This window comes from Streptomyces stelliscabiei, from assembly GCF_014873495.1.
Lineage (GTDB): Bacteria > Actinomycetota > Actinomycetes > Streptomycetales > Streptomycetaceae > Streptomyces > Streptomyces bottropensis.
In genome coordinates this window covers 1,206,080-1,229,568 of sequence record NZ_JADBGF010000001.1, presented here as the reverse complement: position 1 = coordinate 1,229,568, position 23,489 = coordinate 1,206,080, and the positions used below count along the sequence as shown (strand labels likewise).

Genomic DNA, 23,489 nt, shown 5'->3' with positions numbered 1-23,489 from the left:
TGCCTCAGGTCGACTCCCGCCGCACCAGCTCCGTCGGGAGGATCACCGCCGCCGGATCCTCGCCGCCGATCTGGGCCAGCAGCACCCGCACCATCTCGTTGCTGATGCGGTCGTAGGGCTGGCGGATGGTGGTGAGGGCGGGGACGGCCTCCGTCGCCGCCGCCGAGTCGTCGAAACCGCCCACGGCCACGTCCTCGGGGACCCGGCGGCCCGCCCGGCGCAGCGCCGCCAGGGCGCCCTGTGCCATCAGATCGGAGGCCACGAACACCGCGTCCATGTCGGGTGCCCGGGCCAGCAGCCGTTCGGTGCCCGCCTCGCCACTGGACCTGCTGTAGTCGCCGGAGACGATGAGCCGCTCGTCGATCTCGACGCCCGCCTCCCCGAGGACCTCCTTGTACCCGGCGAGCCGGTCGACGCCGCCGGGGGTGTCCAGCGGTCCGGTCACGACGCCGACGCGGCGGCGGCCCAGCGACAGCAGATGGCGCACCATGTCACGGGCGCCGTCCCGGTCGTCGGCGGCCACATAACTCACCTTGGAGCCGGGCGCCATGGGCTTGCCGCACTGGACCAGGGGGATCCCCGCCTCGCGCAGTTCCTGGGCGACCGGGTTCCCGGAGTGGCTGGACACCAGCAGCACCCCGTCGACGTGGCCGGCCGTGATGTACCGCGTGATCCGGCGCCGCTCGTCCTCCGTGCCGGCGACCATCAGCAGCAGGGGGATGTCGTGCGCGGCCAGCGCCTGGGTGCAACCGCGCAGCAGCACGTTGAAGTTGGGGTCCTCGAACAGCTTCTCCTGCGGTTCCGTGAGCAGGAAGCCGATCGAGTCGGAGCGGCCGGTGATCAGCGAGCGGGCGTGCCGGTTGACGACGTAACCCGTCTTCCGGATCGCGGCGTTGACCGCTTCGGCGGCCGCCGGGCTGACGTAGTGACCACCGTTGAGCACACGCGAGACCGTCCCCCGGGAGACTCCCGCCTCGCGCGCCACATCGTGAATGGTCGGCGCCCTGCGCCTGCCCCCGGTGTTGCTCATGGTCATGACTTTACGGCTCCGGAGAGCAGATCGAGGCTCCAGAAGCGCTGGATGACCAGGAAGAGCGCGATCAGCGGGATCACCGCGAGCAGGGCACCCGTGATCACCAGGGTGTAGAGCGCCGGAGTGTTCGCGCCCTGTTCGAGGAGCGTGAACAGACCGAGCGTGATGGGGAACTTCTCGTCGTCGCTGAGCATGATGTAGGGCAGCAGGAAGTTGTTCCACACGGCCACGAACTGGAACAGGAAGACCGTCACCAGACCCGGCACCATCATCGGCAGCGCGATCCGGGTGAAGATCCGCCACTCGCCCGCCCCGTCCATCCGGCCCGCCTCGACCACGTCGGAGGGGACGGCCGCGGCGGCGTAGATCCGGGACAGGTACACGCCGTACGGGGAGAGGACCAGCGGCAGCAGCACCGACCAGTAGCTGTCGGCGAGGTCCGCCTTCGCCATCAGCAGGTACTGCGGGATCGCGAGGATCACCGGCGGCATCAGCACGCCCGCCATCAGCACGTTGAAGACGGTCTCGCGGCCCTTGAAGCGGTAGATCGCCAGCGCGTACCCGCTGATCGCGGAGACGGCCGTCGACAGCAGGGCGCCGAGGCCGGCGTAGAGGGCGGAGTTGCCCATCCACTGCCAGTAGATGCCGTCGCGGTAGGCGTTCAGGTCGGACAGGTTGTCGGCGAAGCCGCTGCCCGGCAGGAACGTGAAGGTGGAGAACAGTTCGCTGCCCGACTTGGTGGCCGCGATCAGCACCCAGGCCACGGGCAGCAGGCAGTAGATCGCGCCCAGCAGCAGGGTGAGCGTCGGGACGAGGGCGATCCGGCGGCGCAGCGGCGGGCCCTGGGCGGTGCCGGGCGTGGTGCCCGCCGTCGAAGCTGCCTTGTGGACGGCAAGAGAACTCATCGTGCTGCCTCCTGCTTGTTCCGGGAGTTCGCGGCCCTCAGGAAGCCGAAGGAGAGGACCAGGGTGGCCACCGCGATGATCACCGCGCCGGCCGCGGCCGCGTGGATGTCGCCCTCGCCGAACGCGTCCCGGTACACCTTCATCAGCGGACTCCACGTCGTGGACACGGAGTTGGTGAGGGGCTTGAGGGTGGTCGGTTCACTGAACACCTGGAGCGTGGCGATGATGGAGAAGAAGAAGGTCAGCACCAGCGAGGGCGCCACCATCGGGATCTTGATCCGCAGGGCGATCTGCAGCGGAGTCGCGCCGTCGAGCTTCGCCGCCTCGTACACCTCGGTGGGGATCGCCTGCAGCGAGGTGTAGATGACGATCATGTTGAAGCCGGTGCCGCCCCAGATCGCGATGTTCGACAGCGCCGCGTACAGCCCGCCGCCGTCCAGCAGGTCCGGCTGCGGCAGTCCCAGCCTCTCCAGCACGAAGGAGAAGGGGCTGACGTCCGGGAGGTAGAGGAAGCCCCAGAGCAGGGCCGCCACCACGCCCGGGACGGCGTAGGGGAGGAAGATCGCCAGCCGGGTGAAGGGGGCGAGCCGGACCTTGTCGCTGTCCAGCATCAGCGCGAAGACCAGCGCCAGACCGAGCATGACGGGGACCACGATCGCGCCGTAGCCGAGGACGCGCAGCGTGCCGTCGAGCAGTTCGGTGTCGGTCAGCGCGTCGGTGTAGTTCTCCAGCCCCGCCCACACCTCGCTGCGCGCGCCCGCGCCGAGGCCCAGGCCCCTGACCTGCACCTTGTGCAGGCTGAGCCAGACCGCGTAGCCGATCGGGAGCGCGAAGAAGAGGGCGAAGAGGAGCGTGGCGGGAAGGAGGAAGACATAGGGGGCGCCGCGCGCCGGTCTGCGGGTGGTGGTGGGAGACGGGTGGGCGTACGGGGCCCCCTCGACCCCGTACGACCTCCGGCGTGCCGTCGTCACTGAGCGACCTCGAAGCCCTGCTTCTTCATGTCGGCGACCGTGTCGTCCTGCATCTTCTTCAGGGCGGTGCCGAAGTCGGACCTGTTCTTGGCGGCGGCGCCGAACGCGTCCTTGAACGTGGTGTAGGCGACGTTCACGTTCGGCCCCCACGCGGAGGGCGCGGTGGTCTTCGCGATCTCGGAGGCCGTCGCGTAGAAGTCGGCCTGGCCGGAGAAGAAGGCCGGCGGCTCGGCGAACGCGTCGCTGGTCTGCGCGGTGGTGGCGGCCGGGTAGATGCCGCCCTCCTTCGCCAGCGCGGTGAGCGCCTCGGGGTCGGTGTTCAGCCAGGCGGCGAACTCGGCGGCGGCGCCCTGGTTCTTCGAGTCCGTGGTGACGGCGGTCGAGGAACCGCCCCAGCTGCCGGTCACGTTCTCGGACGAGGACCACTGCGGCAGCGGCGCCACCTTCCACTTGCCCTTGGTGTCGGGCGCGGCGGTGGTGAGGGTGCCCGGCGCCCACACGGCGCTGACCCAGGCGATCTGCTTGCCGGTGTTGAGCGCCTTGTTCCAGGCCGGGGTGTACATCGGCTGGTTGTCGACGGCGCCCTCCTCGACGAGGCCGCCCCAGAAGTCGGCGACCCGCTGCGTCGCCGCGTCGTCGATGCCGACCTTCCACTTCTGGCCCTCGGTGGTCCACCACTTGGCGCCCGCCTGCTGGGCGAGACCGGCGAAGAGGCCGGAGTCGTTCGCGGAGAAGGTGGTCAGGTCGACGTCCGGGTCCGCCTTCTTCAGCTTCCGCGCGGTCTCGGCGAACTCGTCCCAGGTCTTGGGGACTTCGAGGCCGTACTTCTTGAACAGGTCCTCGCGGTAGTAGAACATCATGGGCCCGATGTCCTGCGGGATCGCGTAGACGGCGTCCGAGCCCAGCGTCGTCTGCTGCCACACACCGTCGGCGAACTTGCCCTTGGCGTCCTGCGCCTCGTCCGCTATGTCGGCCACCGCGTCATTGCTGACCAGCGTCGGCAGCGCCTGGTACTCGGCCTGCACCAGGTCGGGGCCCTTGCCCGCCTTGTGCGCGGTGAGGATCTTGGTGATCAGGGTGTCACCGGAGGCCTGCTTCTTCACCGTGACGGTGATCTGCCGCTCCTTGCCGGGCCCCTTGTTCCACAGGTCGACGACCTTGTCCATGCCCGGCGTCCAGGTCCAGTACGTCAGCTTCGCCGGCCCCGACCGGGCCTCGCTGTCGTCGGACCCGCCACAGGCGGCAAGTGCGGTGGCGCCGAGCGCGACGGCGACGGCAGTGGCCACAAAGCGCCGGTGCTTCGTGATGTTGGGCATGGATCGTTCTCCCCTGACCTGGGTCCTCGCCCGCTGCGAAGACCGTGTCATGCTTCTGTGAGCGTTCACAGTAGAGAAACATCCCGGACACTTGTCAATGGTTGTTGCTGTGCGGTTATGTTGGGCTCACACCGCTGCAGCCGTGTGTGCACGTTCCCAGATGATCAACCCAACAGGAGAGATCCATGCCGGAGACCACCCCCACTGGCCTCACCAGGCTCGCCTTCGGTGGGGACTACAATCCCGAGCAGTGGCCGGAAGGCGTCTGGCACGAGGACGTCCGGCTGATGCGCGAGGCCGGCGTCACGATGGTGAGTGTCGGGATCTTCTCCTGGGCCCTGCTGGAGACCGAACCAGGGGTGTACGACTTCGCCTGGCTCGACCGTCTACTCGACCTCCTCCACGACAACGGCATCCGCGTCGACCTCGGCACCCCCACCGTCGTCCCGCCCGTCTGGTTCTACCGCGAGCACCCCGAGGCGCTGCCCGTGGCCGCCGACGGCACCCGGTACGAGTTCGGCTCCCGGGGCGCCATCTGCCACAGCAACGCCGACTACCGCGCCGCCGCCGCGACCATCACCACGAAGCTCGCCGAGCGCTACGCCGACCACCCGGCGCTCGCCCTGTGGCACGTGCACAACGAGTACGGCGTCCCCGTCTCCGCCTGCTACTGCGACTCCTGCGCCGCGCACTTCCGCCGTTGGCTGGAGCGTGCGTACGGCGACGTCGAGGCCGTCAACAAGGCCTGGGGCACGGCCTTCTGGGGCCAGCACTACACCGACTTCGCGCAGATCAACCCGCCACGCGTGACCCCCACGGTGGGCAACCCGGGCCAGGCCCTCGACTACAAGCGGTTCGCGGACGAGACCATCCGCGAGAACTTCGTGACCGAGCGGGACATCCTGCACCGCCTGGCTCCGGGCATCCCGGTCACCACCAACTTCATGACCGCCCTCAGCCAGTGCGACTCCCTCGACTACTGGGCCTGGGGCCGCGAGGTCGACCTCGTCACCAACGACCACTACCTGATCACCGACGGCCGCCGCACCCACGTCAACCTGGCCATGGCCGCCGACCTCACCCGCTCGGTCGGCGACGGCGCCCCCTGGCTGCTCCTGGAGCACTCCACCTCGGGCGTCAACTGGCAGGCCCGCAACCCCGCCAAGGCCCCCGGCCAGATGGCCCGCAACTCCCTCGCCCATGTGGCGCGCGGCTCCGACGGCGCCATGTTCTTCCAGTGGCGGCAGTCCCGGCGCGGCGCCGAGAAGTTCCACTCGGCGATGCTGCCGCAGGCCGGCACCGGGACGAGGGTCTGGCGCGAGGTCGTCGAACTGGGCGCCTCCCTGGACTCCCTCAGCCAGATCCGGGGCAGCCGGACCGTCGCCGACGTGGCCGTCGTGTGGGACTGGCACTCCTGGTGGGCACAGAACCTCGCCTGGCGCCCCAGCGAGGACCACGAGGCCCGCGAACGCGCCGACGCCTTCTACGAGACCCTCTACGACCGCCACCTCACGGTCGACTTCGCGCACCCGGAAGCCGACTTGTCGGCCTATCCCCTTGTCGTCGTTCCCGCGCTGTACCTGATGACCGAAGCGGCCGGGAACAACCTGAAGGCGTACGTCGAGAACGGCGGCACCCTCGTCGTCTCCTACTTCTCGGGCATCGTCGACGAGCACGACGCCGTCCACGAGGGCCCGTACCCCGGCGCCCTGCGGGACGTGCTCGGCCTGACCGTCGAGGAGTTCTCGCCGCTGCTGGGCGGGGAGAGCGTCCGCATCACCGGCCCCGACGGCTCCGAACTCACCGGCGACGTGTGGACGGAGTTCGTGGTGCCGCAGGGCGCCGAACCGGTGTGGACGTACGCCGACGGTCTCACCGCCGGGCGGCCCGCCGTCACCCGGCACCGGCTCGGCGAGGGCTCCGCCTGGTACGTGTCGACCCGCCTCGACGCGCACGGCCTGGACGCGCTGCTCGGCTGGGCCGCCGACGACGCCGGCCTCGCGCCCCGCGGCGACCTGCCGCGCGACGTCGAAGTGGTGCGCCGCGCGGGGGAGTCCGGCGACTTCCTCTTCGCGATCAACCACACCACGGCCGACACGAAGGTGCCGCTCGACACCGACGGCACCGAACTCCTCACCGGCGAACGCGCGGCGGGCCATCTCGCCGTCCCCGCCGGTGGCGTCAGGGTCGTACGCCTCGACGCCTGACCACCCCGAACACCGGCCGGATCTCTGGGGACTTCCGGCCGGTACCGGCGCCGCCGCGCCCACGGCCTTCGGGTGCGGCGGCGCCTCAGCACCGCGCAACCAGGTCCCCACCTTCGTCGAAGGGACGACGATGTTCCACGCGAGACGCGCCCTCAGGGCCCTGCTCATACCGCTGTTCGCAGGTCTGGCGCTGACCGGCCTGCCCGCCGGCCCGGCCGCCGCGGCCTCCACCCTCACCAACGGGGGCTTCGAGTCCGGCGGCACCGGGACCGCGACGCCGGCCGGCTGGTCGACGTACTCGGCGGCCGGGCAGAACTCCGCCTCCTTCACCGAGTCCGGTGGCCACGGCGGCAGTTACCGCCTCAGCCACTGGTCGGCCTCGGCCTACAAGGTGGAGACCTTCCAGTACCTGTCCGGCCTGACCAACGGCACCTACAAGCTCACCGCGTGGGTGCGTTCCGGCGGCGGCCAGAACTCCGCGTACCTCGCGCTGAAGAACTGCGGCAGCGCCGAGCAGCGCACCGACATCCCGGTCTCCGCCGGCGGCTGGATCCGGATCGTCACCTCCGTCGCCGTGACGAACAATCAGTGCACCATCAGCGTCAACTCCGACGCCAACGCGGGCAATTGGCTCAACGTCGACGACCTGACCTTCACGTCCGGATCGACGGGCCTGGCCATCAAGGGCTCGGACGTGTCCTCCCTCGTCAAGAGCGAGGCCAAGGGCGGCGTCTACAAGAACGGCTCCGGGGCCACCGGCGACGCGCTCGCCATCCTGAAGAACGCCGGGCAGAACTACGCCCGCGTCAAGGTCTGGGTGAACCCCGCCGACGGCTACAACAACAAGGCCCGCGTGCTGGCCGCCGCCAAGCGCGTCAAGGCGCAGGGCATGAAGCTGTTGGTCGACTTCCACTACTCGGACACCTGGGCCGACCCCGGCGCCCAGACCGTGCCGTCCGCGTGGACCGGGCACAGCTACAGTCAGTTGAGGACGGACGTCTACAACCACACCTACGACGTGCTCAACGCCCTCAAGGCCCAGGGCACCACCGCCGACATGGTCCAGGTCGGCAACGAGATCAACGGCGGCATGCTCTGGTCCGCCGGTTCCACCTCCAACTGGTCCCAGCTCGCCGGACTGCTCAACTCCGGCTACGACGCGGTCAAGGCCGTCAACTCCACCACCCGGGTGGCGCTGCACCTCGCCAAGGGCGGCGACCTGTCGGGCACCCGCTGGTGGTTCGACAACGCCGTCTCCAACGGCGTGAAGTTCGATGTCATCGGCCTGTCGTACTACGGGTACTGGCACGGCACGCTGGCGGACTTCCAGACCACGCTGGACGACGCGGCCTCCCGGTACGGCAAGCCGGTGTTCCTCGCCGAGACGGCCTACCCGTTCCGGCTGGACAGCGAGGACGCGCACGAGAACATCATCGACCAGTCCGGCGAGCTGGTCTCCGGCTACCCGGCCACGACCGCCGGCCAGACCCGGTGGATGAAGGACGTCGCGAGCATCGTCGAGGCCGTCCCCAACGGCCGTGGTCTCGGCATCTTCTACTGGGAGTCGACGTGGACCGCCGTCGCGGGCAACGGATGGGACCCGACGGACGCCGCCTCCGGGAACGGATGGGAGAACCAGGCGCTGTTCGGCTACGACGACAGGGCCCTTCCGGCGATGGCCTGGTTCGGCCACCGGTAGGGGGCCGCCGCTGAGTCAGGGCCGCACGCTTCGGCGTGCGGCCCTTCGGTCGTTCACGGCCCTCCGGCCGTTCAGCCGTCGCCCGTGCCCAGGAAGCCATGCAGCGAGGCGGTCATGGCGGCGACGAAGGCCTCCCGGACCGGCTCGGGCACGCGGTCCAGCGAGAGGTAGGGGTTGAGGTCCTCCAGCTCGACCAGGAGGAGGCCGCCCTCCTCGGTGCGGCAGGCGTCCACCCGCTGGACGCCGTGGCCGAGGGTGTTCCACTCGATGAAGCGCCGGGCGAAGGCGAGGTCGGCCGCCGAGGCCTCGTAGGGCTCCAGGACCCAGCGCCGGTCGGGGTCGGGCGCGTACAGGGCGTACTGGAAGGTGTCGTCGACGTAGTAGAACGACACCTCGTAGCGGAAGTCGACGCGTGGCTGCACCAGGTCGTCGCCCCAGGCCAGGCCCGCCAGTTCGGCACGGGTCACGAAGCGCAGCCCGATGGAGTCGGCGCCCGCTCTCGGCTTGACGGCGTACGTGTCGGACGCGGGCAGCCGCCCCCGGTCCTCGGCCCTGTCGACGGTCGGGATGACCGGGTACCCGGCCTCGGTCAGGTCCAGCAGTACTGCTTGCCGACCATGTCGGCGCGGCCGGTCAGCGGGTTGTAGACGCGGATGCCCAGTGCCGTCGCCCGCGCGCGGAAGGCGTCGTACGCCTCCTGGTGGTGCAGGACGGGCCCGCTGTTGCGGACCACGACCGCGTCGAAACCGTCCAGCAGGGCCGCCGCGTCCAGCGGGTGGCACAGGGCGAGGTCGAAGTCCGCGCGCAGCCGGGAGGTGAGGAAGACGTCCTCGTCGCAGTAGCGCCGCCCGCGGGCCGGATAGGCGAGGTCGGTGACGTACAGCAGGCGGGGGCGGGCGGGCACGGCACTCTCCCTGGTCGGTGACGGCCAACTTGTCCCGAGGCCACCTGGGGCGGCCCGGCCGCCTGCCAGGATGGACCGGCGGGGCAGCGGGCGGACACCAGGAGGCGGACATGACGGGCGTGGCGGGCGGCACGGACTCACGGGGCGCCGGACTCCGGGCGACGGCGTTCGTCGGGATCGGCGGGCGCGGACCCGAGGACGTGATCGTCGACGAGCGCGGACGGGTGCTGACCGGGGTGGAGGACGGTCGCGTCCTGCGGGTGGACGGGCTCGCGGAACCGGGGCGGGCGCGGGTCGAGACGGTCGCCGAGACCGGGGGCAGGCCGCTCGGCCTCGAACTCCTCCCGGACGGCGACCTGTTGGTGTGCGACGCCGAGCGGGGGCTGCTGCGGGTCACGGCCGGCGACGGCACCGTCCGGGTGCTCGCCGACGAGGCGGGCGGCGAGCGGCTGCGGTTCTGCAGCAATGTCGTGGCGCTCTCCGACGGGACCGTGTACTTCACCGTCTCCAGCCGCCGCTACCCCCTCCACCAGTGGATCGGCGACATCGTCGAACACACCGGGACCGGGCGGCTGCTGCGCCTCGCGCCGGGCGAGAGCACTCCCGAAATCGTCCTGGAGGGACTCCAGTTCGCCAACGGCCTCGCGCCCTCCGCCGACGAGTCCTTCCTGGTGGTCGCGCAGACGGGCGCCCGCCGGCTGACGCGCGTCCACCTCACCGGGGCGCGGGCGGGCACGAGCGAGCCGTTCGTCGAGGATCTGCCGGGCACCCCCGACAACATGTGGCGCGGGCCCGACGGGCTGATGTGGGTGGCGTTGGCGGGGCCGCGCATCGGCGCCCTCGACCGTCTGCACCGCGCGGGCCCCGCCGTGCGGCGGGCCGCGAGCCGGGTCGCGGTACGGGCGCCGTATCGGCCCCTCGGGTTCGCCGGGGTCGTCGCGGTCGACGACCAGGGACACGTCGTCCACACCCTCGTCGACCACCGGTCCCGCTACCGCATGGTCACCGCCGCCTGCGTCGGCGACGGCCGGCTGATCCTCGGGAGCCTGTGGGAGCGGGGTGTCGCGGTGTGCGAGCTGCCGGCGACGGCGGCCTGAGGACGACGGCGGCCTGAGGGCGACGGCGGGGCCACGGCCGGGGGAGCGCCGACGAGGACCGAGGGCCCGCGGCGTCGGCCGGGGGCCCGCGGCGCCGGCCGGGTGCGGGGCGGAGTTCGGCCGCGTTAGGCTGGTGACCGGCCGCGATCACCCTCGCGGCGCGGCGGTGGGGCCCGCCGTACCCGAACCGCGGCACCGTGCCGCCAACGGTCCCTGCTTGCGACGGAGCGCGCCCGGCGGACGCCGGGCCCCGGCGAGTAGGAGAGACGCGCACCCATGTCGGTACCGCACCCCGACGGACCCGAAGCCCCGCGATCCCTTGCCCCGGACGGGGCCGAGCCCGCGCTGTCCCCCGACGCCCCCGTGGCCGATCCGCCCCGTCCGGCACCCTGGCACGGGCAGGCACCCGTGGTCGCGGTCGTGGCGGCCGGCGGCGGCATCGGCGCGACGGCACGCTACGGCGCGTCCCTCCTGTGGCCCACGGGCCCCGCCGGCTTTCCCTGGACCACGTTCTGGGTGAACGTCGTCGGCTGCTTCGTGATCGGCCTGTTCATGATCATGATCACCGAGGGGCGGCCCGTCCACCGCCTGGTCCGGCCGTTCTTCGGCACGGGAGTCCTCGGCGGCTTCACCACCTTCTCGACGTACGCCGTCGACATCCAGCGCCTGATGGAGGAGGGCCGTCCCGGCACCGCCCTCGCCTACCTCGGCGCCACCCTCCTCGCCGCCCTCGGGGCGGTCTGGCTCGCGGCGGCGACGGCCCGCCGCCTGCCGCGGACCGGGCCCACCGCGACCCCCCGCCGGACCGCGCCCCCCGCATCCCGCCGGACCGGGCCCGCCGCAACCCGCGAGAAAGGTAAGAGGTCGTCGTGAACTGGGTGCTCGTCATCGTCGGCGGAATGATCGGCGCGCCCCTGCGCTATCTCACCGACCGCGCCGTGCAGGCGCGGCACGCCACGGCCTTCCCCTGGGGGACGTTCGCCGTCAACGTCATCGGGTCGCTGGTCCTCGGCACCCTCACCGGCGCCGTCGCGGCCGGCGCCGCCGACTCCCACCTGCGGCTTCTGCTCGGCACCGGACTGTGCGGGGCGCTCACCACGTACTCGACCTTCTCGTACGAGACCCTGCGGCTGGCCCAGGACGGCGCCCGTCCGCTCGCCGTCGCCAATGTGATCGCGAGCGTGACGGCGGGCCTGGGCGCGGTCTACGTGGGGCTGGCGGTGGCGCGGGCCCTCTGGACCTGAGCGCGGCCCTTACCCGGTTGTAGTACGACTGCCTCGCCGGCGCGATCACGGTCGTCGTGACCCGCGCCCGGTCCCACCTGAGCCATGCCCCCGTCAGCCATGCCCTCGCCGAGCAGAACTGGACCCCATGAGCACCATCAGCGTCGGTCAGGCCGTCGTCCTCGGAGCGGTCGAGGGGGTGACGGAGTTCCTGCCGGTGTCCTCCACCGGGCATCTGAAGATCACCGAAGGGCTCATGGGGATCCAGGTCGACGACAAGGCCGTCGTCGGGTTCTCGGCGGTGATCCAGGTCGGCGCGATCGCGGCGGTGCTCGTCTACTTCCGGCGGGACATCGCGCGGATCGGCTCCGCCTGGTTCCGGGGGATCCGCCACGCGGGGGAGCGGCAGGACCGTGACTACCGGTTCGCGTGGTGGGTGATCGCGGCGACGATCCCGATCGTGCTCGTGGGGCTCGCCGCCCGCTCCCTCATCGAGGGGCCGCTCGCCTCGCTGTGGGTGGTGGCCGGTTCGCTGATCGTCGGCAGCGGTGTGATGTGGGTCGCGGAGCAGGTGGGCCGGCGCCGGCGCGAGGAGGAGGACACCCGGTTCCGGGACGCGATGCTCGTCGGCGGTTCGCAGATCCTCGCTTTGCTCTTCCCCGGCTTCTCCCGCTCCGGCGCCACCATGTCCACCGCGCTGCTGCTCGACCTCGACCGGGTCGCGGCGACCCGGCTCTCGTTCTTCCTCGGCATACCGGCCCTGACCGGCGCGGGCCTCTACGAGCTGAAGGACGCCCTCGGCGCGGGGGTGGGCGCGGCTCCGCTGATCGCCGGAACCGTCGTCTCGTTCGCGGTCGCGTACGCCTCCGTCGCGTGGCTGCTGAAATTCGTGACCCGGCACTCCTTCAACGTGTTCGTCGCCTACCGGATCGTCGTCGGGGTTCTCCTCTTCGGGCTGCTCGGCGCGGGCGGGCTGAGCTGACCAGCTCGAAGATCAAATACCTGACCTCTTGACAGCCCCCTTCCGTCACCCGCAGGATCACCCCCGTGAACCTGTCAGACAGCCAGACAGGTGGCTCGGCACCTCGGCGCGTCAGCGCCATGGAAGCGGTGCTCACCCACCTCCGCGACGCCGTCGAGCGCGGCAAGTACGCCATCGGGGACAAGCTCCCCTCGGAGGCGGAGCTGTGCCGGCAGCTCGAAGTGAGCCGTCCGGTGCTCCGCGAGGCGCTCCGCGCGCTCCAGGTGATGGGCCTGACCCAGTCCCGCACCGGCAAGGGCACCTTCGTGATCGCGAACGCCGTCGAGGACCCCACCTTCGGCGACTTCACGGCCAGCGACCTGCTGGAGGTGCGCCGGCACGTGGAGATCCCGGTCGCCGGGTACGCGGCGGTGCGCCGCACCCCGGAGAACCTGGACCACCTGGCCCATCTGCTGGACCGGATGGAGCGGGAGACCGACACGACCGCCTGGGTCGCGATGGACTCCCTCTTCCACCTGGCCGTGGCCGAGGCCGCCCAGAACCCGGTGTTCCGCCGGGTGATCGAGGAGATCCGGGACGCGCTGGCCCGCCAGTCGGCCTTCCTCAACGAGCTGGGCGGCCGGCGCGAGCAGTCCAACCGCGAGCACCGGGCCATCGTCGAGGCGCTGATCGACGGTTCAGAACACGACGCGGTGGAGGCCATGTCCCACCACCTCGACCGCGTCGAGACCACCCTCACCGACATCGTGCGTCCCCCGCGCACGGAGAGTTCCACGGAAGGCGGACCCGAGGCGTGAGCGAGCAGTCCCTCGACAAAGACGTCGTACAGACCAGGACGTCCCCGGCCCACGTCGACGCCGGAGACGCCGGCTACAGCAAGTCCCTGAAGTCCCGTCACGTCAACATGATCGCCATCGGCGGAGCGATCGGCACCGGCCTGTTCCTCGGCGCCGGCGGCCGTCTCGTCGACGCCGGCCCGTCCCTCTTCATCGCCTACGCGGTCTGCGGAGTCTTCGCCTTCCTCGTCGTCCGCGCCCTCGGCGAACTGGTCCTGTACCGGCCCTCCTCCGGCGCCTTCGTGTCCTACGCCCGGGAGTTCCTCGGCGAGAAGGGCGCGTACACGGCCGGCTGGATGTACTTCCTCAACTGGGCCACCACCGGTATCGCCGACATCACCGCGGTCGCCCTCTACACCCACTACTGGGGCATGTTCTCCGACATCCCCCAGTGGGTGATCGCGCTCGTCGCCCTCGGGGTCGTCCTCGCCGTGAACCTGATCTCGGTGAAGATGTTCGGCGAACTGGAGTTCTGGTTCGCGATCATCAAGGTCGGCGCACTCGTCACCTTCATGCTGATCGGCATCTTCCTGCTGGTGACCCAGCAGCCCGTCGACGGCCACACCCCCGGCCCGTCCCTGATCACCGACAACGGCGGCATCTTCCCCAACGGTCTGCTGCCCATGCTGCTGATCATCCAGGGCGTCGTCTTCGCCTACGCCTCCGTCGAACTGGTCGGCGTCGCGGCGGGCGAGACCGAGAACCCCGAGAAGATCATGCCGAAGGCGATCAACTCGATCATGTGGCGCGTCGGTCTGTTCTACGTCGGCTCCGTCCTGCTGCTGGCGATGCTGCTGCCCTGGTCCTCGTACAAGGCCGGCGAGAGCCCCTTCGTCACGGTGCTCTCCAACATCGGCGTCCCGGCGGCCGGCGGCATCATGAACCTGGTCGTGATGACCGCGGCCATGTCCTCGCTCAACTCGGGCCTGTACTCCACCGGCCGTATCCTGCGCTCCATGGCGATGGCGGGCTCCGCCCCGAAGTTCACCGGCGTGATGAGCCGCAACCAGGTCCCCTACGGCGGCATCCTGCTCACCAGCGGTATCTGCGTGCTCGGCGTCGGACTGAACTTCGTGGTCCCCGCCGACGCGTTCGAGATCGTGCTCAACTTCGCCGCGATCGGCATCATCTGCACCTGGGGCATGATCATGATCTGTCACCTGGTGTTCTGGCAGAAGACCGAGAAGGGCGAGCTGACCCGGCCGAGCTATCGGCTGCCGGGCTCCCCGTGGACCGAACTGGTGACCCTGTTCTTCCTGGCCTCGGTCCTCGTCCTGATGTACGCGGACGGCGGCGCGGGCCGCACGACCGTGCTGTGCCTCCCCCTCATCGTGTTGGCGCTGATCGCGGGGTGGTTCGGCGTGCGTCGCCGGGTCGCCCAGCAGTCGGCCGGAGTGAAGAAGTGATTCAGGCAGTGACGTACGACCCCACGACCACCGGCGCCGCGGCGATCCCTGCGGCTCCGGTGGCCGCGGCCCCCGCGATCCGGGAACCGCTCCACGCCCCCGTGGCCCACCTCGTACGCGGAGGTGTCATCGAGGGCATCCACTACGGCTCCGTCGTGGTGCTGGGCACCGACGGGGAGGTGGAACTCCAACTCGGCGACATCGAGGCGGCGTTCTACCCCCGGTCGGCGCTCAAGCCGGTCCAGGCCGTGGCGATGCTGCGCGCCGGACTGCCGCTGGACGGCGCGCTGCTGTCCCTGACCGCGGCCAGCCACTCCGGCGAGGAACGCCACCTCGCCGGAGCCCGGCAGATCCTGGAGCTGGCCGGGGCGACCGAGGACGACCTGCGCAACGTGACCGACATGCCGTACGACCCGGCCGTGCGGGACGCGTGGATACGCGAGGGGAGGCAGCCCTCCCGTCTCGCGCAGAACTGCTCCGGCAAGCACGCGGCCATGCTCTACACGTGCCGCCTCAACGGCTGGTCCCTGGAGGACTACCTCGACCCGGCCCACCCGTTGCAGCAGGCCATCGCGGAGATCGTCGAGGACCTCACCGGGCAGGCCGTCGCCCGGGTCACCGTCGACGGCTGCGGCGCCCCCCTCTTCTCCGTCTCCCTGCACGGCCTGGCCCGCGCCCTCTCCCGGATCACCACCGCCGCCGAGGGCACCCCCGAGCGCACGGTCGCCGACGCCATGCGCGCGCACCCCGAGATGGCGTCCGGCGCCGGACGCGACGTGGCCGAGCTGATGCGGGCCGTGCCCGGACTGCTCACCAAGGACGGCTTCGAGGGAGTCCAGGCCGCCGCCCTCCCGGACGGCCGGGCCGTCGCCGTGAAGATCGCCGACGGTGCGAACCGGGCGCGGGTGCCGGTGACCGCCGCCGCGCTCGCACGGGCGGGTGTCCCGCGCGATGCCCTCGCCGAGTTCGCGGGTGAGGTGCTGCTCGGGGGCGGTCGGGCGGTCGGTCGGGTCGGCGCGGTGCGGGCGCTGGATCCGTTGCCGCGATTGCCCTGACGGGTGAGGGGTGCGTCGTCGGGTGCGGGTCCGGTGGGGGCTGGTCGCGCAGTTCCCCGCGCCCCTGAAAAGCCGGGGCTTCGCCCCACGCTTTTCACCCCCGCCCCGGTCGCCGTGCAAAGCCACGGGGCCCGGTCCTTCAGGGGCGCCGGGAACTGTACGAGAAGCCCCACCGGACCCGCACCCGACGACACACACCCACCCACACCCCTCCCACCCGCACCTCACGAAGAAGGGCCCACCCCGCCATGAACGCCGCAGCGACCCGCATCGAGCACGATCTCCTCGGCGACCGTGACGTTCCCGCCGACGCGTACTGGGGCGTGCACACCCTGCGCGCCACGGAGAACTTCCCCATCACCGGCACCCCGATCTCCGCCTACCCGCACCTGATCGACGCCCTGGCCGCCGTGAAGGAGGCCGCCGCCCGCGCCAACGAGGAACTGGGTCTGCTCGCCCCCGACAAGGCCGCCGCCATCGTCGAGGCCTGCCGGGAGATCCGTGACGGCAAGCTGCACGACCAGTTCGTCGTCGACGTCATCCAGGGCGGCGCCGGCACCTCCACCAACATGAACGCCAACGAGGTCATCGCCAACCGGGCGCTGGAACTGCTGGGCCACGCCAGGGGCGAGTACGGGTACCTGCACCCCAACGAGGACGTGAACCTCGGCCAGTCCACCAACGACGTCTACCCGACCGCCGTGAAGATCGCGACCGTCTACGCCGTGCGCGAGCTGCTCCGGGCGATGGCGGTGCTCCAGGACTCCTTCGCCCGCAAGGCGGTCGAGTTCCGTGACGTGCTGAAGATGGGACGCACCCAGCTCCAGGACGCGGTGCCCATGACGCTCGGCCAGGAGTTCTCGTCGTACGCGGTGATGCTGGACGAGGACCGCAGCCGTCTCGCGGAGGCCGTGGAACTGGTCCACGAGATCAACCTCGGGGCCACGGCCATCGGTACGGGGCTGAACGCCCCGGCCGGGTACGCCGAGTCGGCGCGGCGCCACCTCGCCGCCATCACCGGGCTGCCGCTGGTGACGGCCGCGAACCTGGTGGAGGCCACGCAGGACTGCGGCGCGTTCGTGCAGATGTCGGGTGTGCTCAAGCGGGTCGCGGTGAAGCTCTCCAAGACCTGCAACGACCTGCGGCTGCTGTCCTCCGGCCCGCGCGCGGGCCTGAACGAGATCAACCTGCCGCCGGTGCAGGCCGGTTCGTCGATCATGCCCGGCAAGGTCAACCCGGTGATCCCCGAGGTCGTCAACCAGGTCGCCTTCGAGGTCATCGGCAACGACGTCGCCATCACGATGGCCGCCGAGGCCGGGCAGCTGCAGCTCAACGCCTTCGAGCCGATCATCCTGCACTCCCTGTCGGAGTCCCTCACCCATCTGCGCGCCGCCTGCCTGACGCTGGCCGAGCGGTGCGTGGACGGCATCACCGCCAACACCGAGGCGCTGCGCGCGAGCGTGGAGAACAGCATCGGCCTGGTGACCGCCCTCAACCCCTACATCGGCTACTCGGCGGCCACCGACATCGCCAAGGAGGCCCTCGCCACCGGCCGGGGCGTGGCCGAACTCGTCCAGGAGAAAGGCCTGCTGCCCGCCGAACGGCTCCGGGAACTGCTGCGGCCCGAGGTGCTCGCGGGCAGCGGCACCCCCCTCGCCTGATGGGGGCGCCCACCTACCAGGCGGTGCTGGAACGCATCGCCGAGGAGATCGAACGGACTCCGGGCCGCGGCCGGCCGGCCGACTACATCCCGGCTCTCGCGGCCCGCGATCCGCGCCGCTTCGGCATGGCCGTCGCGGAACTCGACGGCACGGTGTACGGCGTGGGGGACTGGCGCGAGCCGTTCTCCACGCAGTCCATCACCAAGGTCTTCACCCTCGCCCTCGACCTGGCCCGCGAGGGTGACGCCCTCTGGGAGCACGTGGGCCGCGAGCCCTCCGGCAACCCCTTCAACTCCCTGGTCCAGCTGGAGTACGAGAGCGGTATCCCGCGCAACCCGTTCATCAACGCGGGCGCGCTCGTCGTCACCGACCGCCTCCACACCCGTACCGGCGACGCGGCCGGTGAGCTGCTCTCCTTCCTGCGGTCCGAGAGCGGAAACCCGGACCTGGACTTCGACACGGAGATCGCCGCCTCCGAAACGGCCCACGGCGACCGCAACGCCGCCCTCGCCCACTTCATGGCGTCGTACGGCAACATCGACAACCCCGTACCCGCCCTCCTCGACCAGTACTTCCGCCAGTGTTCCCTCACGGCCTCCTGCGCCGACCTCGCCCTCGCGACCACCTTCCTGGCCCGTCACGGCGTCCGCGCCGACGGCACCCGGCTCCTGACACGCAGCCAGGCCAAGCAGGTCAACGCCGTGATGCTCACCTGCGGGACCTACGACGCGGCCGGGGAGTTCGCCTACCGCGTCGGTCTGCCCGGAAAGAGCGGTGTGGGCGGCGGGATCATCGCCGTCGTCCCGGGCCGCTGCGGGCTGTGCGTGTGGAGTCCGGGACTGGACGAGCGGGGCAACTCGGTGGCGGGAGTGGCGGCGCTGGACCGGTTCACGACCCTGACGGGGCTGTCCGTGTTCTGAACCCCGACCGGCATCCCTTGACCTGACCTGAGGGGCAGGGGCGCCCTCATGGTCACGTCCCGGTACCCGTCAGGAAGGCGCCGCGTCGTCTCCGCGCCACCCGGTGTCGGCACGCTGAACGCGTGTTGGCCCTCGCTTTCCCCGTCGACCTCCGCCGCTGCCGGGCGCTCGGCCTGGCCGGAACCGCCTTCCTCGCCCTGGGGGGGCGAGACCGCCGGCGCCCTGCCGGTCCAGGACCTGCTCGCGCCGACCTCCGGGCGCGGCGCGCTGGGTCTGGTCGGCGTCTACTTCGGCGTGGTCCTGCTGACCGCCGCCTGGGCACTGCTGGGGAAGGTGATCCGCGGCCCCGAACCGCCGGCCCCGCGCGCGCTGCTCCTGGTGCTGGCCGTCTGGGCGGCACCCCTGCTGCTCGGACCGCCGCTGTTCAGCCGGGACGTCTACAGCTACCTCGCCCAGGGCGCCATGGTCGACGCGCACATGGACGTCTACCTGCACGGACCCGCCCGGCTCGGCGGCCCGCTCGCCGACGAGGTGGCCCCGATGTGGCAGCACACCGCGACCCCGTACGGCCCCGTCTTCCTCGCCGTGGCCTCCGCACTGTCCGGCCTCACCGAGGGGCGGATACCAGCCGGACTCATCGGGATGCGTCTGATCGCGCTGCTCGGGGTGGCCCTGATGGCCGTGGCGCTGCCCCGCCTGGCCCGGCACAGTGGAGCCGACCCGGCCGTCGCCCTCTGGCTGGGCGCGCTCAACCCGCTCGTCCTCCTGCACCTGGTGGCCGGGGCCCACAACGACGCGCTGATGCTGGGGCTGCTCGGCGTCGGACTGGCGCTCGCGCCGGGCCGCTGGTTCCTCCTCGGCGTCGTCCTCGTCACGCTCGCCGCGCTGGTCAAGGCCCCCGCCGCGCTCGGCCTGCCGGCGGTCGTCATGATGCGCGGCCGCACCGGCCGGCTGCGCACGACCGCCGCGGTACTGGCCGTCGCGACGGCCACCACGGCCGCCGCCACCGCCCTGACCGGCACCGGATACGGCTGGATCGCCGCCCTGCGCACCCCGGTCTCCCCGCAGAACTGGTCGCCCACCAGCGTCCTCGGCCGCGCCACCGGCACCCTGCTGCACGACCTCGGCAGCGACCTGGCCCCCCTCGCCCTCCCGGCCTGGCGCACGGCCGGACTCCTGATGACCCTCGCCGTCGTGCTGTTCATCTGGCTCCGGCTGAGACCCGGCCCGGTGTACGCGCTCGGCCTCAGCCTGGCGGCGGTGGCCGCGCTGGGCCCGGCCGTCCGCCCCTGGTACGCCCTGTGGGGGCTGTTCCTCATCGCCGCGGCCGCCCGGGACGTGTCCGTGCAGCGCCGGGCCGTGGCCGTCAGCGGGGTGCTCGCGGTCGTCGTCCTGCCGAGCGGCTACCCGGCGGACACCGAGCAGATCGTGCTGGCGGCGTGCGGGGGAGTGCTCGCGCTGGTCGTGCTGTGGCAGGCGGAACTCGGCTCTCGCGCACCGGTCCTGGGGCGCACGGCATGAGCGAACCGCGACACCGGAGCCACGGGCCGCGCTCCGACCGCGCCCGCCTCCTCCTCGTCCTCGCGTCGGCCGCCGCGGTCACCGTGTTCACCGCGACCGTCCCGCTGCTGCGCGACTGGTTCGACCTGCGCGTCTACCACGGTGCGATCGACAACTGGGTCCATCACGACGGCCGCCTCTACGACTACGTGGTGCCGGGGACGACCTACGGGTTCACCTATCCGCCGTTCGCGGCCGTCGCGATGCTGCCGATGGCACTGACCGGACTGCGCACCGCGATCGCGCTGTGCCTGGCGTCGAATCTGGCGGCGCTCGCGGCCGTCCTGTACGTGCTGGCCGGGCCGCTGCCGCGCCGCCACGGCTGGTTCCGCATCTCGCTGGCCCTCTGTGCGCTCGCCCTGTTCGAGCCGCTGCGCGACACCTTCGGCTTCGGCCAGGTGAACCTCGTGCTGCTGGCCCTGGTGCTCACCGACGCCTGGCTGCTGGCCACCGGCCGGGGCCGGCGGGCGGGTGTCGGCATCGGCCTGGCGGCGGCGGTCAAACTGACCCCCGCGATCTTCATCGTTCTGCTGCTGCTCGCCCGGCGGTGGCGGGCCGCCGGGCTCGCGACCGCCGTCGCCGCGGCCGCCACCGCGGCGGCGGCCTGGATCGCCCCGGCCGCCTCGCGCTTCTACTGGACCGAGGCCCTGTGGGACACCGGTCGCATCGGCCGCCTGGACTACGTCTCCAACCAGTCGCTGCGGGGCGTGCTGGCCCGGCTCGCGGCCCCGCACGAACCGAGCCGCGCCCTCTGGGCGTTCCTCGTGCTGGTGGTGCTGTGCGTGTGGATGTGGCGGGTGCGCGCGGCGGTGCGCACCGCGGACTGGACGGCCGCGTTCGCCCTCACCGGGCTGACCGCGTGTCTGGTCAGCCCGATCACCTGGGTGCACCATCTGGTCTGGCTGCTGCCGTCCTTCGCCGTCCTGCTGAGGCACCGCCGGCTGCTGCCGCTCACGGCGGCGTTGTACGCGGTGCTGTGCAGCAGCGTCGTGTGGCTGTGGTTCGACGACGCGTCCGGACCCGGCGGCTTCGTCGGCAGCAACACCTATGTGTGGATCACACTGGGACTGCTGTTGTGGCTGCCGGTCGGTCAGCCGCGGGGGAGCCGGCCGTTCCTGAGCCGCAGGGCCAGTGCCACGGACGCCGCGCCGAGTCCGGCCGCGCCGGTGATCGCGCCCGCCAGCGGCCAGCCGGGGTCGGTGACCGCGTCCTTCCCCTCGCGGACGGGCCGTGGCCCGGGGCCGGCCTGAGGAGCCGCCGCCGGGCGCGGCGGAAGCAGCGACCCCACGGCGTCGACGTGCCCGGCGGCCCGGAAACCCCAGTCGAGCAGGGAGCGTGCCTCCTCGTAGACGGCGTGGGCGCCGCCCGACTCGGGGCGCATCACCGTCACCACGAGGGTGCGGCCGCCCCGCTTCGCGGCGGCGATCAGGGTGTTCCCCGCGTTGGTGGTGTAGCCGTTCTTGACGCCGATCAGCCCGGGATAGCGCTCGACCCCGGCACCCGTGAGCAGCCGGTTGGTGTTCTGGATGCCGTACGACCAGGTACCCGCGGGGAACTGCGCGGTGGCCGTGGCGCAGTATCCGGCGAACTCCGCGTTGCGCAGCCCGGCCCGCCCGAACACCGCCAGGTCGTAGGCGGAGGACACCTGGCCGGGGGCGTCGTACCCGTCGGGCGAGACGACGCGGGTGTCCCGGGCGCCCAGGGCGCGGGCCTTGTCCTGCATCTGCCGGGCGGTGGCCTTCCAGCCGCCGTTGAGGGACGCCAGGACGCGTACGGCGTCGTTGCCGGAGCTGAGGAAGACCCCGCGCCACAGATCGGCGACGGTGTACGTGCCGTTCTCCTTGATACCGACCAGGCTGCTCCCGGCGCCGATGCCCGCCAGGTCCTCGCTCTTGACGGTGTGTCTCAGGCCCGCCGGCAGTCCCGGCATCACGGTCAGGGCGAACAAGGTCTTCAGCGTGCTCGCCGGCGGCAGTCTGCGGTGCGCGTCGTGCGCGGCGAGCACGTCGCCGCTGCCGGCGTCGGCCACCAGCCACGACACCGCGGAGATGTCCTGCGGCGCCCGGGGCGCGCCGGCCTGTGGCCGCACCTGTGTCCCCCGCCGGAACAACGTCGGCGTCTCCTGCGCGGCCTTGGCGTCCGGCCGGTCCGTCCCTGCCGGACGTCCGGCCTCTTCCGGGTTCGTCACGGAGGCCAGGGCCCCGAGCGCACAGACCGCCGAGAGGCAGACGGCGACACGGGCAAGACGGGGGACACGGGCAAGACGGGGGACACGGGCAAGACGGGGGACACGGGATGAGGATCCGATGGTCATACCGCAAACGTAGGAAGAGGCGTGTCCGACTCCGGGATGCCAGGGCCGAGCGCACGGACGGAGCACCCGGATGCCTCATGTCATGCCGCCGGCAGCGTGGGCTGCACCTGCCGCAGGAAGGTCGCGTTGTCCGGGGTGGCCCGCATCCGCTCCAGCAGCGTTTCGAGGTTCGCCTGCCCCTCGCGCGAGCCCAGGGCCCGCCGCAGCCCGCGTACGGCCGTCAACTCGCCCGGCGCCAGCAGGAGTTCCTCGCGACGGGTGCCGGAGGGCGTGATGTCGACGGCGGGGAAGACGCGCCGGTCGGCCAGGGCGCGGTCGAGACGCAGTTCCATGTTGCCGGTGCCCTTGAGCTCCTCGAAGAAGAAGCCGTCCGCGCGGGACCCGGTCTCCACCAGGGCGGTGGCCAGGATCGTGAGGGAACCGGCCTCCTCGGTCAGCCGGGCGGCGCCGAACAGCCGCTTGGGGCCGTGCAGGGCGGCGGCGTCGACCCCACCGCTGAGCGTGCGGCCACCGGCGGCGGCCGCGTTGTTGTGTGCCCGGCACAGCCGGGTCAGGGAGTCCAGCAGGATCACGACGTCCTCGCCCTGCTCGACGAGCCGCTTGGCGCGCTCCACGACCAGTTCGGCGAGCGCGATGTGCTGCTGGGGGGACCGGTCGAACGTCGACGCGAACACCTCGCCCCGCACGGAGCGCCGCATGTCGGTCACCTCCTCGGGCCGTTCGTCGAGGAGCACCACCATCAGGCGGGCCTGTGGATGATTGGCGGCGATCGCGGCGGCCACCTGCTGGAGCAGCACCGTCTTGCCGGTCCTGGGCGGGGCCACGATCAGCCCCCGCTGCCCCTTGCCGACGGGGGCCACGAGGTCGACCAGACGGCCCGTCAGTCCGCTCGCCGGGTGTTCGAGCCGCAGCCGCTCGCGCGGGTGCAGCGGGGTGAGGTCGTGGAAGTGCGGGCGGCGGCGCAGCTCCTCGGGCGTACGGCCGTTGATCCGTTCGACGTCGATGAGGCCGCGCCGGCCGTCGCGTACGCCTTCGACGGTGTCGCCCTTGCGCAGCCCGTGACGGCGGATCAGCGCGGCGGGGACCTGCGGGTCGGCCGGGTTCGGCAGGCCGCTGTCGACGCGCAGGTGGCCCTGCCCGCCCTGAGCGATCTCCAGGACGCCGGTGACCCGGGCGGGAGGCCGCGGGTCGGTGGAAGTGCGTTCGAGTGTGGTGGTGGTCATGAGTGGGGGTCCTTTCGCGGACATGGGAGACGCGTGTGAGAGAGGGGGAGGGCACACACCCGGGGTACGGCTGAGCCGTTCACGGCCGCGCGCGAGAGGCGGACCGTGTGTCGTGGGCGGTGCGGGAAGGCTGACGGCCGGTCGGGAGCGACGGGCGGTTCAGCGGAAGTGATCTCA

Annotated in this window: 17 protein-coding genes and 3 pseudogenes; 13 read left to right on the top strand and 7 right to left on the bottom strand. The window is 71.7% G+C overall.

Going from position 1 to position 23,489, the window contains the following annotated elements:
* Positions 1-4 precede the first annotated feature (4 nt).
* Genes H4687_RS05365 through H4687_RS05350 form a run of 4 tightly spaced genes read right to left on the bottom strand, consistent with a single transcriptional unit; the run spans position 5 to position 4,225 of the window.
* The gene (locus H4687_RS05365) at positions 5-1,036 is read right to left on the bottom strand and encodes a LacI family DNA-binding transcriptional regulator (RefSeq protein ID WP_046913436.1); all 1,032 of its coding nucleotides are present in this window, start codon (positions 1,034-1,036) and stop codon (positions 5-7) included.
* Entirely contained in the window at positions 1,033-1,938 is a 906-nt protein-coding gene (locus H4687_RS05360) for a carbohydrate ABC transporter permease (RefSeq protein WP_005474661.1), read from the bottom strand. Before H4687_RS05360 ends, H4687_RS05365 begins: the two co-directional genes overlap by 4 nt.
* The gene (locus tag H4687_RS05355) at positions 1,935-2,909 is read right to left on the bottom strand and encodes a carbohydrate ABC transporter permease (protein ID WP_046913437.1); all 975 of its coding nucleotides are present in this window, start codon (positions 2,907-2,909) and stop codon (positions 1,935-1,937) included. The genes H4687_RS05360 and H4687_RS05355 overlap by 4 nt, the downstream gene beginning before the upstream one ends.
* Positions 2,906-4,225: an extracellular solute-binding protein gene (locus H4687_RS05350; RefSeq protein WP_046913438.1), complete on the bottom strand. Its 1,320-nt coding sequence runs from the start codon at positions 4,223-4,225 to the stop codon at positions 2,906-2,908. The genes H4687_RS05355 and H4687_RS05350 overlap by 4 nt, the downstream gene beginning before the upstream one ends.
* A 185-nt stretch (positions 4,226-4,410) precedes the next feature.
* Here H4687_RS05350 and H4687_RS05345 point away from each other — a divergent pair, with 185 nt between their 5' ends.
* Positions 4,411-6,432: a beta-galactosidase gene (locus H4687_RS05345; protein ID WP_046913439.1), complete on the top strand. Its 2,022-nt coding sequence runs from the start codon at positions 4,411-4,413 to the stop codon at positions 6,430-6,432.
* Positions 6,433-6,562: 130 nt separating this feature from the next.
* Positions 6,563-8,131 (top strand): glycoside hydrolase family 53 protein, encoded by a 1,569-nt coding sequence (locus H4687_RS05340; protein WP_046913442.1) that lies wholly within the window; start codon positions 6,563-6,565, stop codon positions 8,129-8,131.
* A gap of 71 nt (positions 8,132-8,202) precedes the next feature.
* On the opposite strand, the pseudogene H4687_RS05335 reads toward H4687_RS05340, so the two are convergent.
* A pseudogene (locus tag H4687_RS05335) lies at positions 8,203-9,035 on the bottom strand (hypothetical protein).
* 110 nt (positions 9,036-9,145) lie between these two features.
* Here H4687_RS05335 and H4687_RS05330 point away from each other — a divergent pair.
* From H4687_RS05330 to H4687_RS46215, 11 genes and pseudogenes are all read left to right on the top strand, one after another.
* The gene (locus H4687_RS05330; protein ID WP_046913440.1) at positions 9,146-10,132 is read left to right on the top strand and encodes an SMP-30/gluconolactonase/LRE family protein; all 987 of its coding nucleotides are present in this window, start codon (positions 9,146-9,148) and stop codon (positions 10,130-10,132) included.
* 276 nt (positions 10,133-10,408) lie between these two features.
* Positions 10,409-11,005: a fluoride efflux transporter CrcB gene (gene crcB, locus H4687_RS05325; protein ID WP_225966607.1), complete on the top strand. Its 597-nt coding sequence runs from the start codon at positions 10,409-10,411 to the stop codon at positions 11,003-11,005.
* A complete protein-coding gene (gene crcB / locus H4687_RS05320) occupies positions 11,002-11,376 on the top strand; it encodes a fluoride efflux transporter CrcB (protein ID WP_046919900.1) in 375 nt (124 codons plus the stop codon). Before crcB (H4687_RS05325) ends, crcB (H4687_RS05320) begins: the two co-directional genes overlap by 4 nt.
* 127 nt (positions 11,377-11,503) lie before the next feature.
* Positions 11,504-12,337 (top strand): undecaprenyl-diphosphate phosphatase, encoded by an 834-nt coding sequence (locus H4687_RS05315; protein WP_046919901.1) that lies wholly within the window; start codon positions 11,504-11,506, stop codon positions 12,335-12,337.
* A gap of 65 nt (positions 12,338-12,402) precedes the next feature.
* Positions 12,403-13,134, top strand: coding sequence for a FadR/GntR family transcriptional regulator (locus H4687_RS05310; protein WP_078907642.1), 732 nt, complete (start codon positions 12,403-12,405; stop codon positions 13,132-13,134).
* Complete coding sequence (locus tag H4687_RS05305; RefSeq protein WP_046919903.1) at positions 13,131-14,579, top strand: amino acid permease; 1,449 nt, start codon at positions 13,131-13,133, stop codon at positions 14,577-14,579. Before H4687_RS05310 ends, H4687_RS05305 begins: the two co-directional genes overlap by 4 nt.
* Before the next feature lie 8 nt (positions 14,580-14,587).
* Positions 14,588-15,634, top strand: a complete 1,047-nt coding sequence (locus tag H4687_RS05300) for an asparaginase (protein WP_050399654.1) — start codon at positions 14,588-14,590, stop codon at positions 15,632-15,634.
* Positions 15,635-15,882: 248 nt separating this feature from the next.
* The gene (aspA, locus tag H4687_RS05295) at positions 15,883-17,295 is read left to right on the top strand and encodes an aspartate ammonia-lyase (protein ID WP_097250943.1); all 1,413 of its coding nucleotides are present in this window, start codon (positions 15,883-15,885) and stop codon (positions 17,293-17,295) included.
* A complete protein-coding gene (locus H4687_RS05290; RefSeq protein WP_046917157.1) occupies positions 17,295-18,215 on the top strand; it encodes a glutaminase in 921 nt (306 codons plus the stop codon). Before aspA ends, H4687_RS05290 begins: the two co-directional genes overlap by 1 nt.
* A 122-nt stretch (positions 18,216-18,337) precedes the next feature.
* A pseudogene (gene mptB, locus H4687_RS05285) lies at positions 18,338-19,736 on the top strand (polyprenol phosphomannose-dependent alpha 1,6 mannosyltransferase MptB).
* Positions 19,733-20,590, top strand: a pseudogene (locus tag H4687_RS46215) (glycosyltransferase family 87 protein); the annotation flags it as partial. The pseudogenes mptB and H4687_RS46215, both read left to right, overlap by 4 nt.
* A gap of 275 nt (positions 20,591-20,865) precedes the next feature.
* Here H4687_RS46215 and H4687_RS05280 read toward each other — a convergent pair.
* Positions 20,866-22,089: a D-alanyl-D-alanine carboxypeptidase family protein gene (locus H4687_RS05280; RefSeq protein ID WP_078907643.1), complete on the bottom strand. Its 1,224-nt coding sequence runs from the start codon at positions 22,087-22,089 to the stop codon at positions 20,866-20,868.
* A gap of 80 nt (positions 22,090-22,169) precedes the next feature.
* Positions 22,170-23,312 (bottom strand): transcription termination factor Rho, encoded by a 1,143-nt coding sequence (gene rho / locus H4687_RS05275; protein WP_046917159.1) that lies wholly within the window; start codon positions 23,310-23,312, stop codon positions 22,170-22,172.
* Between the last annotated feature and the right edge of the window lie 177 nt (positions 23,313-23,489).

Excerpts from the sequence above, each read along its gene's own strand:
- crcB (WP_225966607.1), top strand. The coding sequence starts at position 10,409 with ATGTCGGTACCGCACCCCGACGGACCCGAAGCCCCGCGATCCCTTGCC.
- H4687_RS05360 (WP_005474661.1), bottom strand. The coding sequence starts at position 1,938 with ATGAGTTCTCTTGCCGTCCACAAGGCAGCTTCGACGGCGGGCACCACG.
- H4687_RS05365 (WP_046913436.1), bottom strand. The coding sequence starts at position 1,036 with ATGACCATGAGCAACACCGGGGGCAGGCGCAGGGCGCCGACCATTCAC.
- H4687_RS05345 (WP_046913439.1), top strand. The coding sequence starts at position 4,411 with ATGCCGGAGACCACCCCCACTGGCCTCACCAGGCTCGCCTTCGGTGGG.
- aspA (WP_097250943.1), top strand. The coding sequence starts at position 15,883 with ATGAACGCCGCAGCGACCCGCATCGAGCACGATCTCCTCGGCGACCGT.
- H4687_RS05290 (WP_046917157.1), top strand. The coding sequence starts at position 17,295 with ATGGGGGCGCCCACCTACCAGGCGGTGCTGGAACGCATCGCCGAGGAG.
- H4687_RS05340 (WP_046913442.1), top strand. The coding sequence starts at position 6,563 with ATGTTCCACGCGAGACGCGCCCTCAGGGCCCTGCTCATACCGCTGTTC.
- H4687_RS05315 (WP_046919901.1), top strand. The coding sequence starts at position 11,504 with ATGAGCACCATCAGCGTCGGTCAGGCCGTCGTCCTCGGAGCGGTCGAG.
- H4687_RS05280 (WP_078907643.1), bottom strand. The coding sequence starts at position 22,089 with ATGACCATCGGATCCTCATCCCGTGTCCCCCGTCTTGCCCGTGTCCCC.
- H4687_RS05350 (WP_046913438.1), bottom strand. The coding sequence starts at position 4,225 with ATGCCCAACATCACGAAGCACCGGCGCTTTGTGGCCACTGCCGTCGCC.
- H4687_RS05330 (WP_046913440.1), top strand. The coding sequence starts at position 9,146 with ATGACGGGCGTGGCGGGCGGCACGGACTCACGGGGCGCCGGACTCCGG.
- rho (WP_046917159.1), bottom strand. The coding sequence starts at position 23,312 with ATGACCACCACCACACTCGAACGCACTTCCACCGACCCGCGGCCTCCC.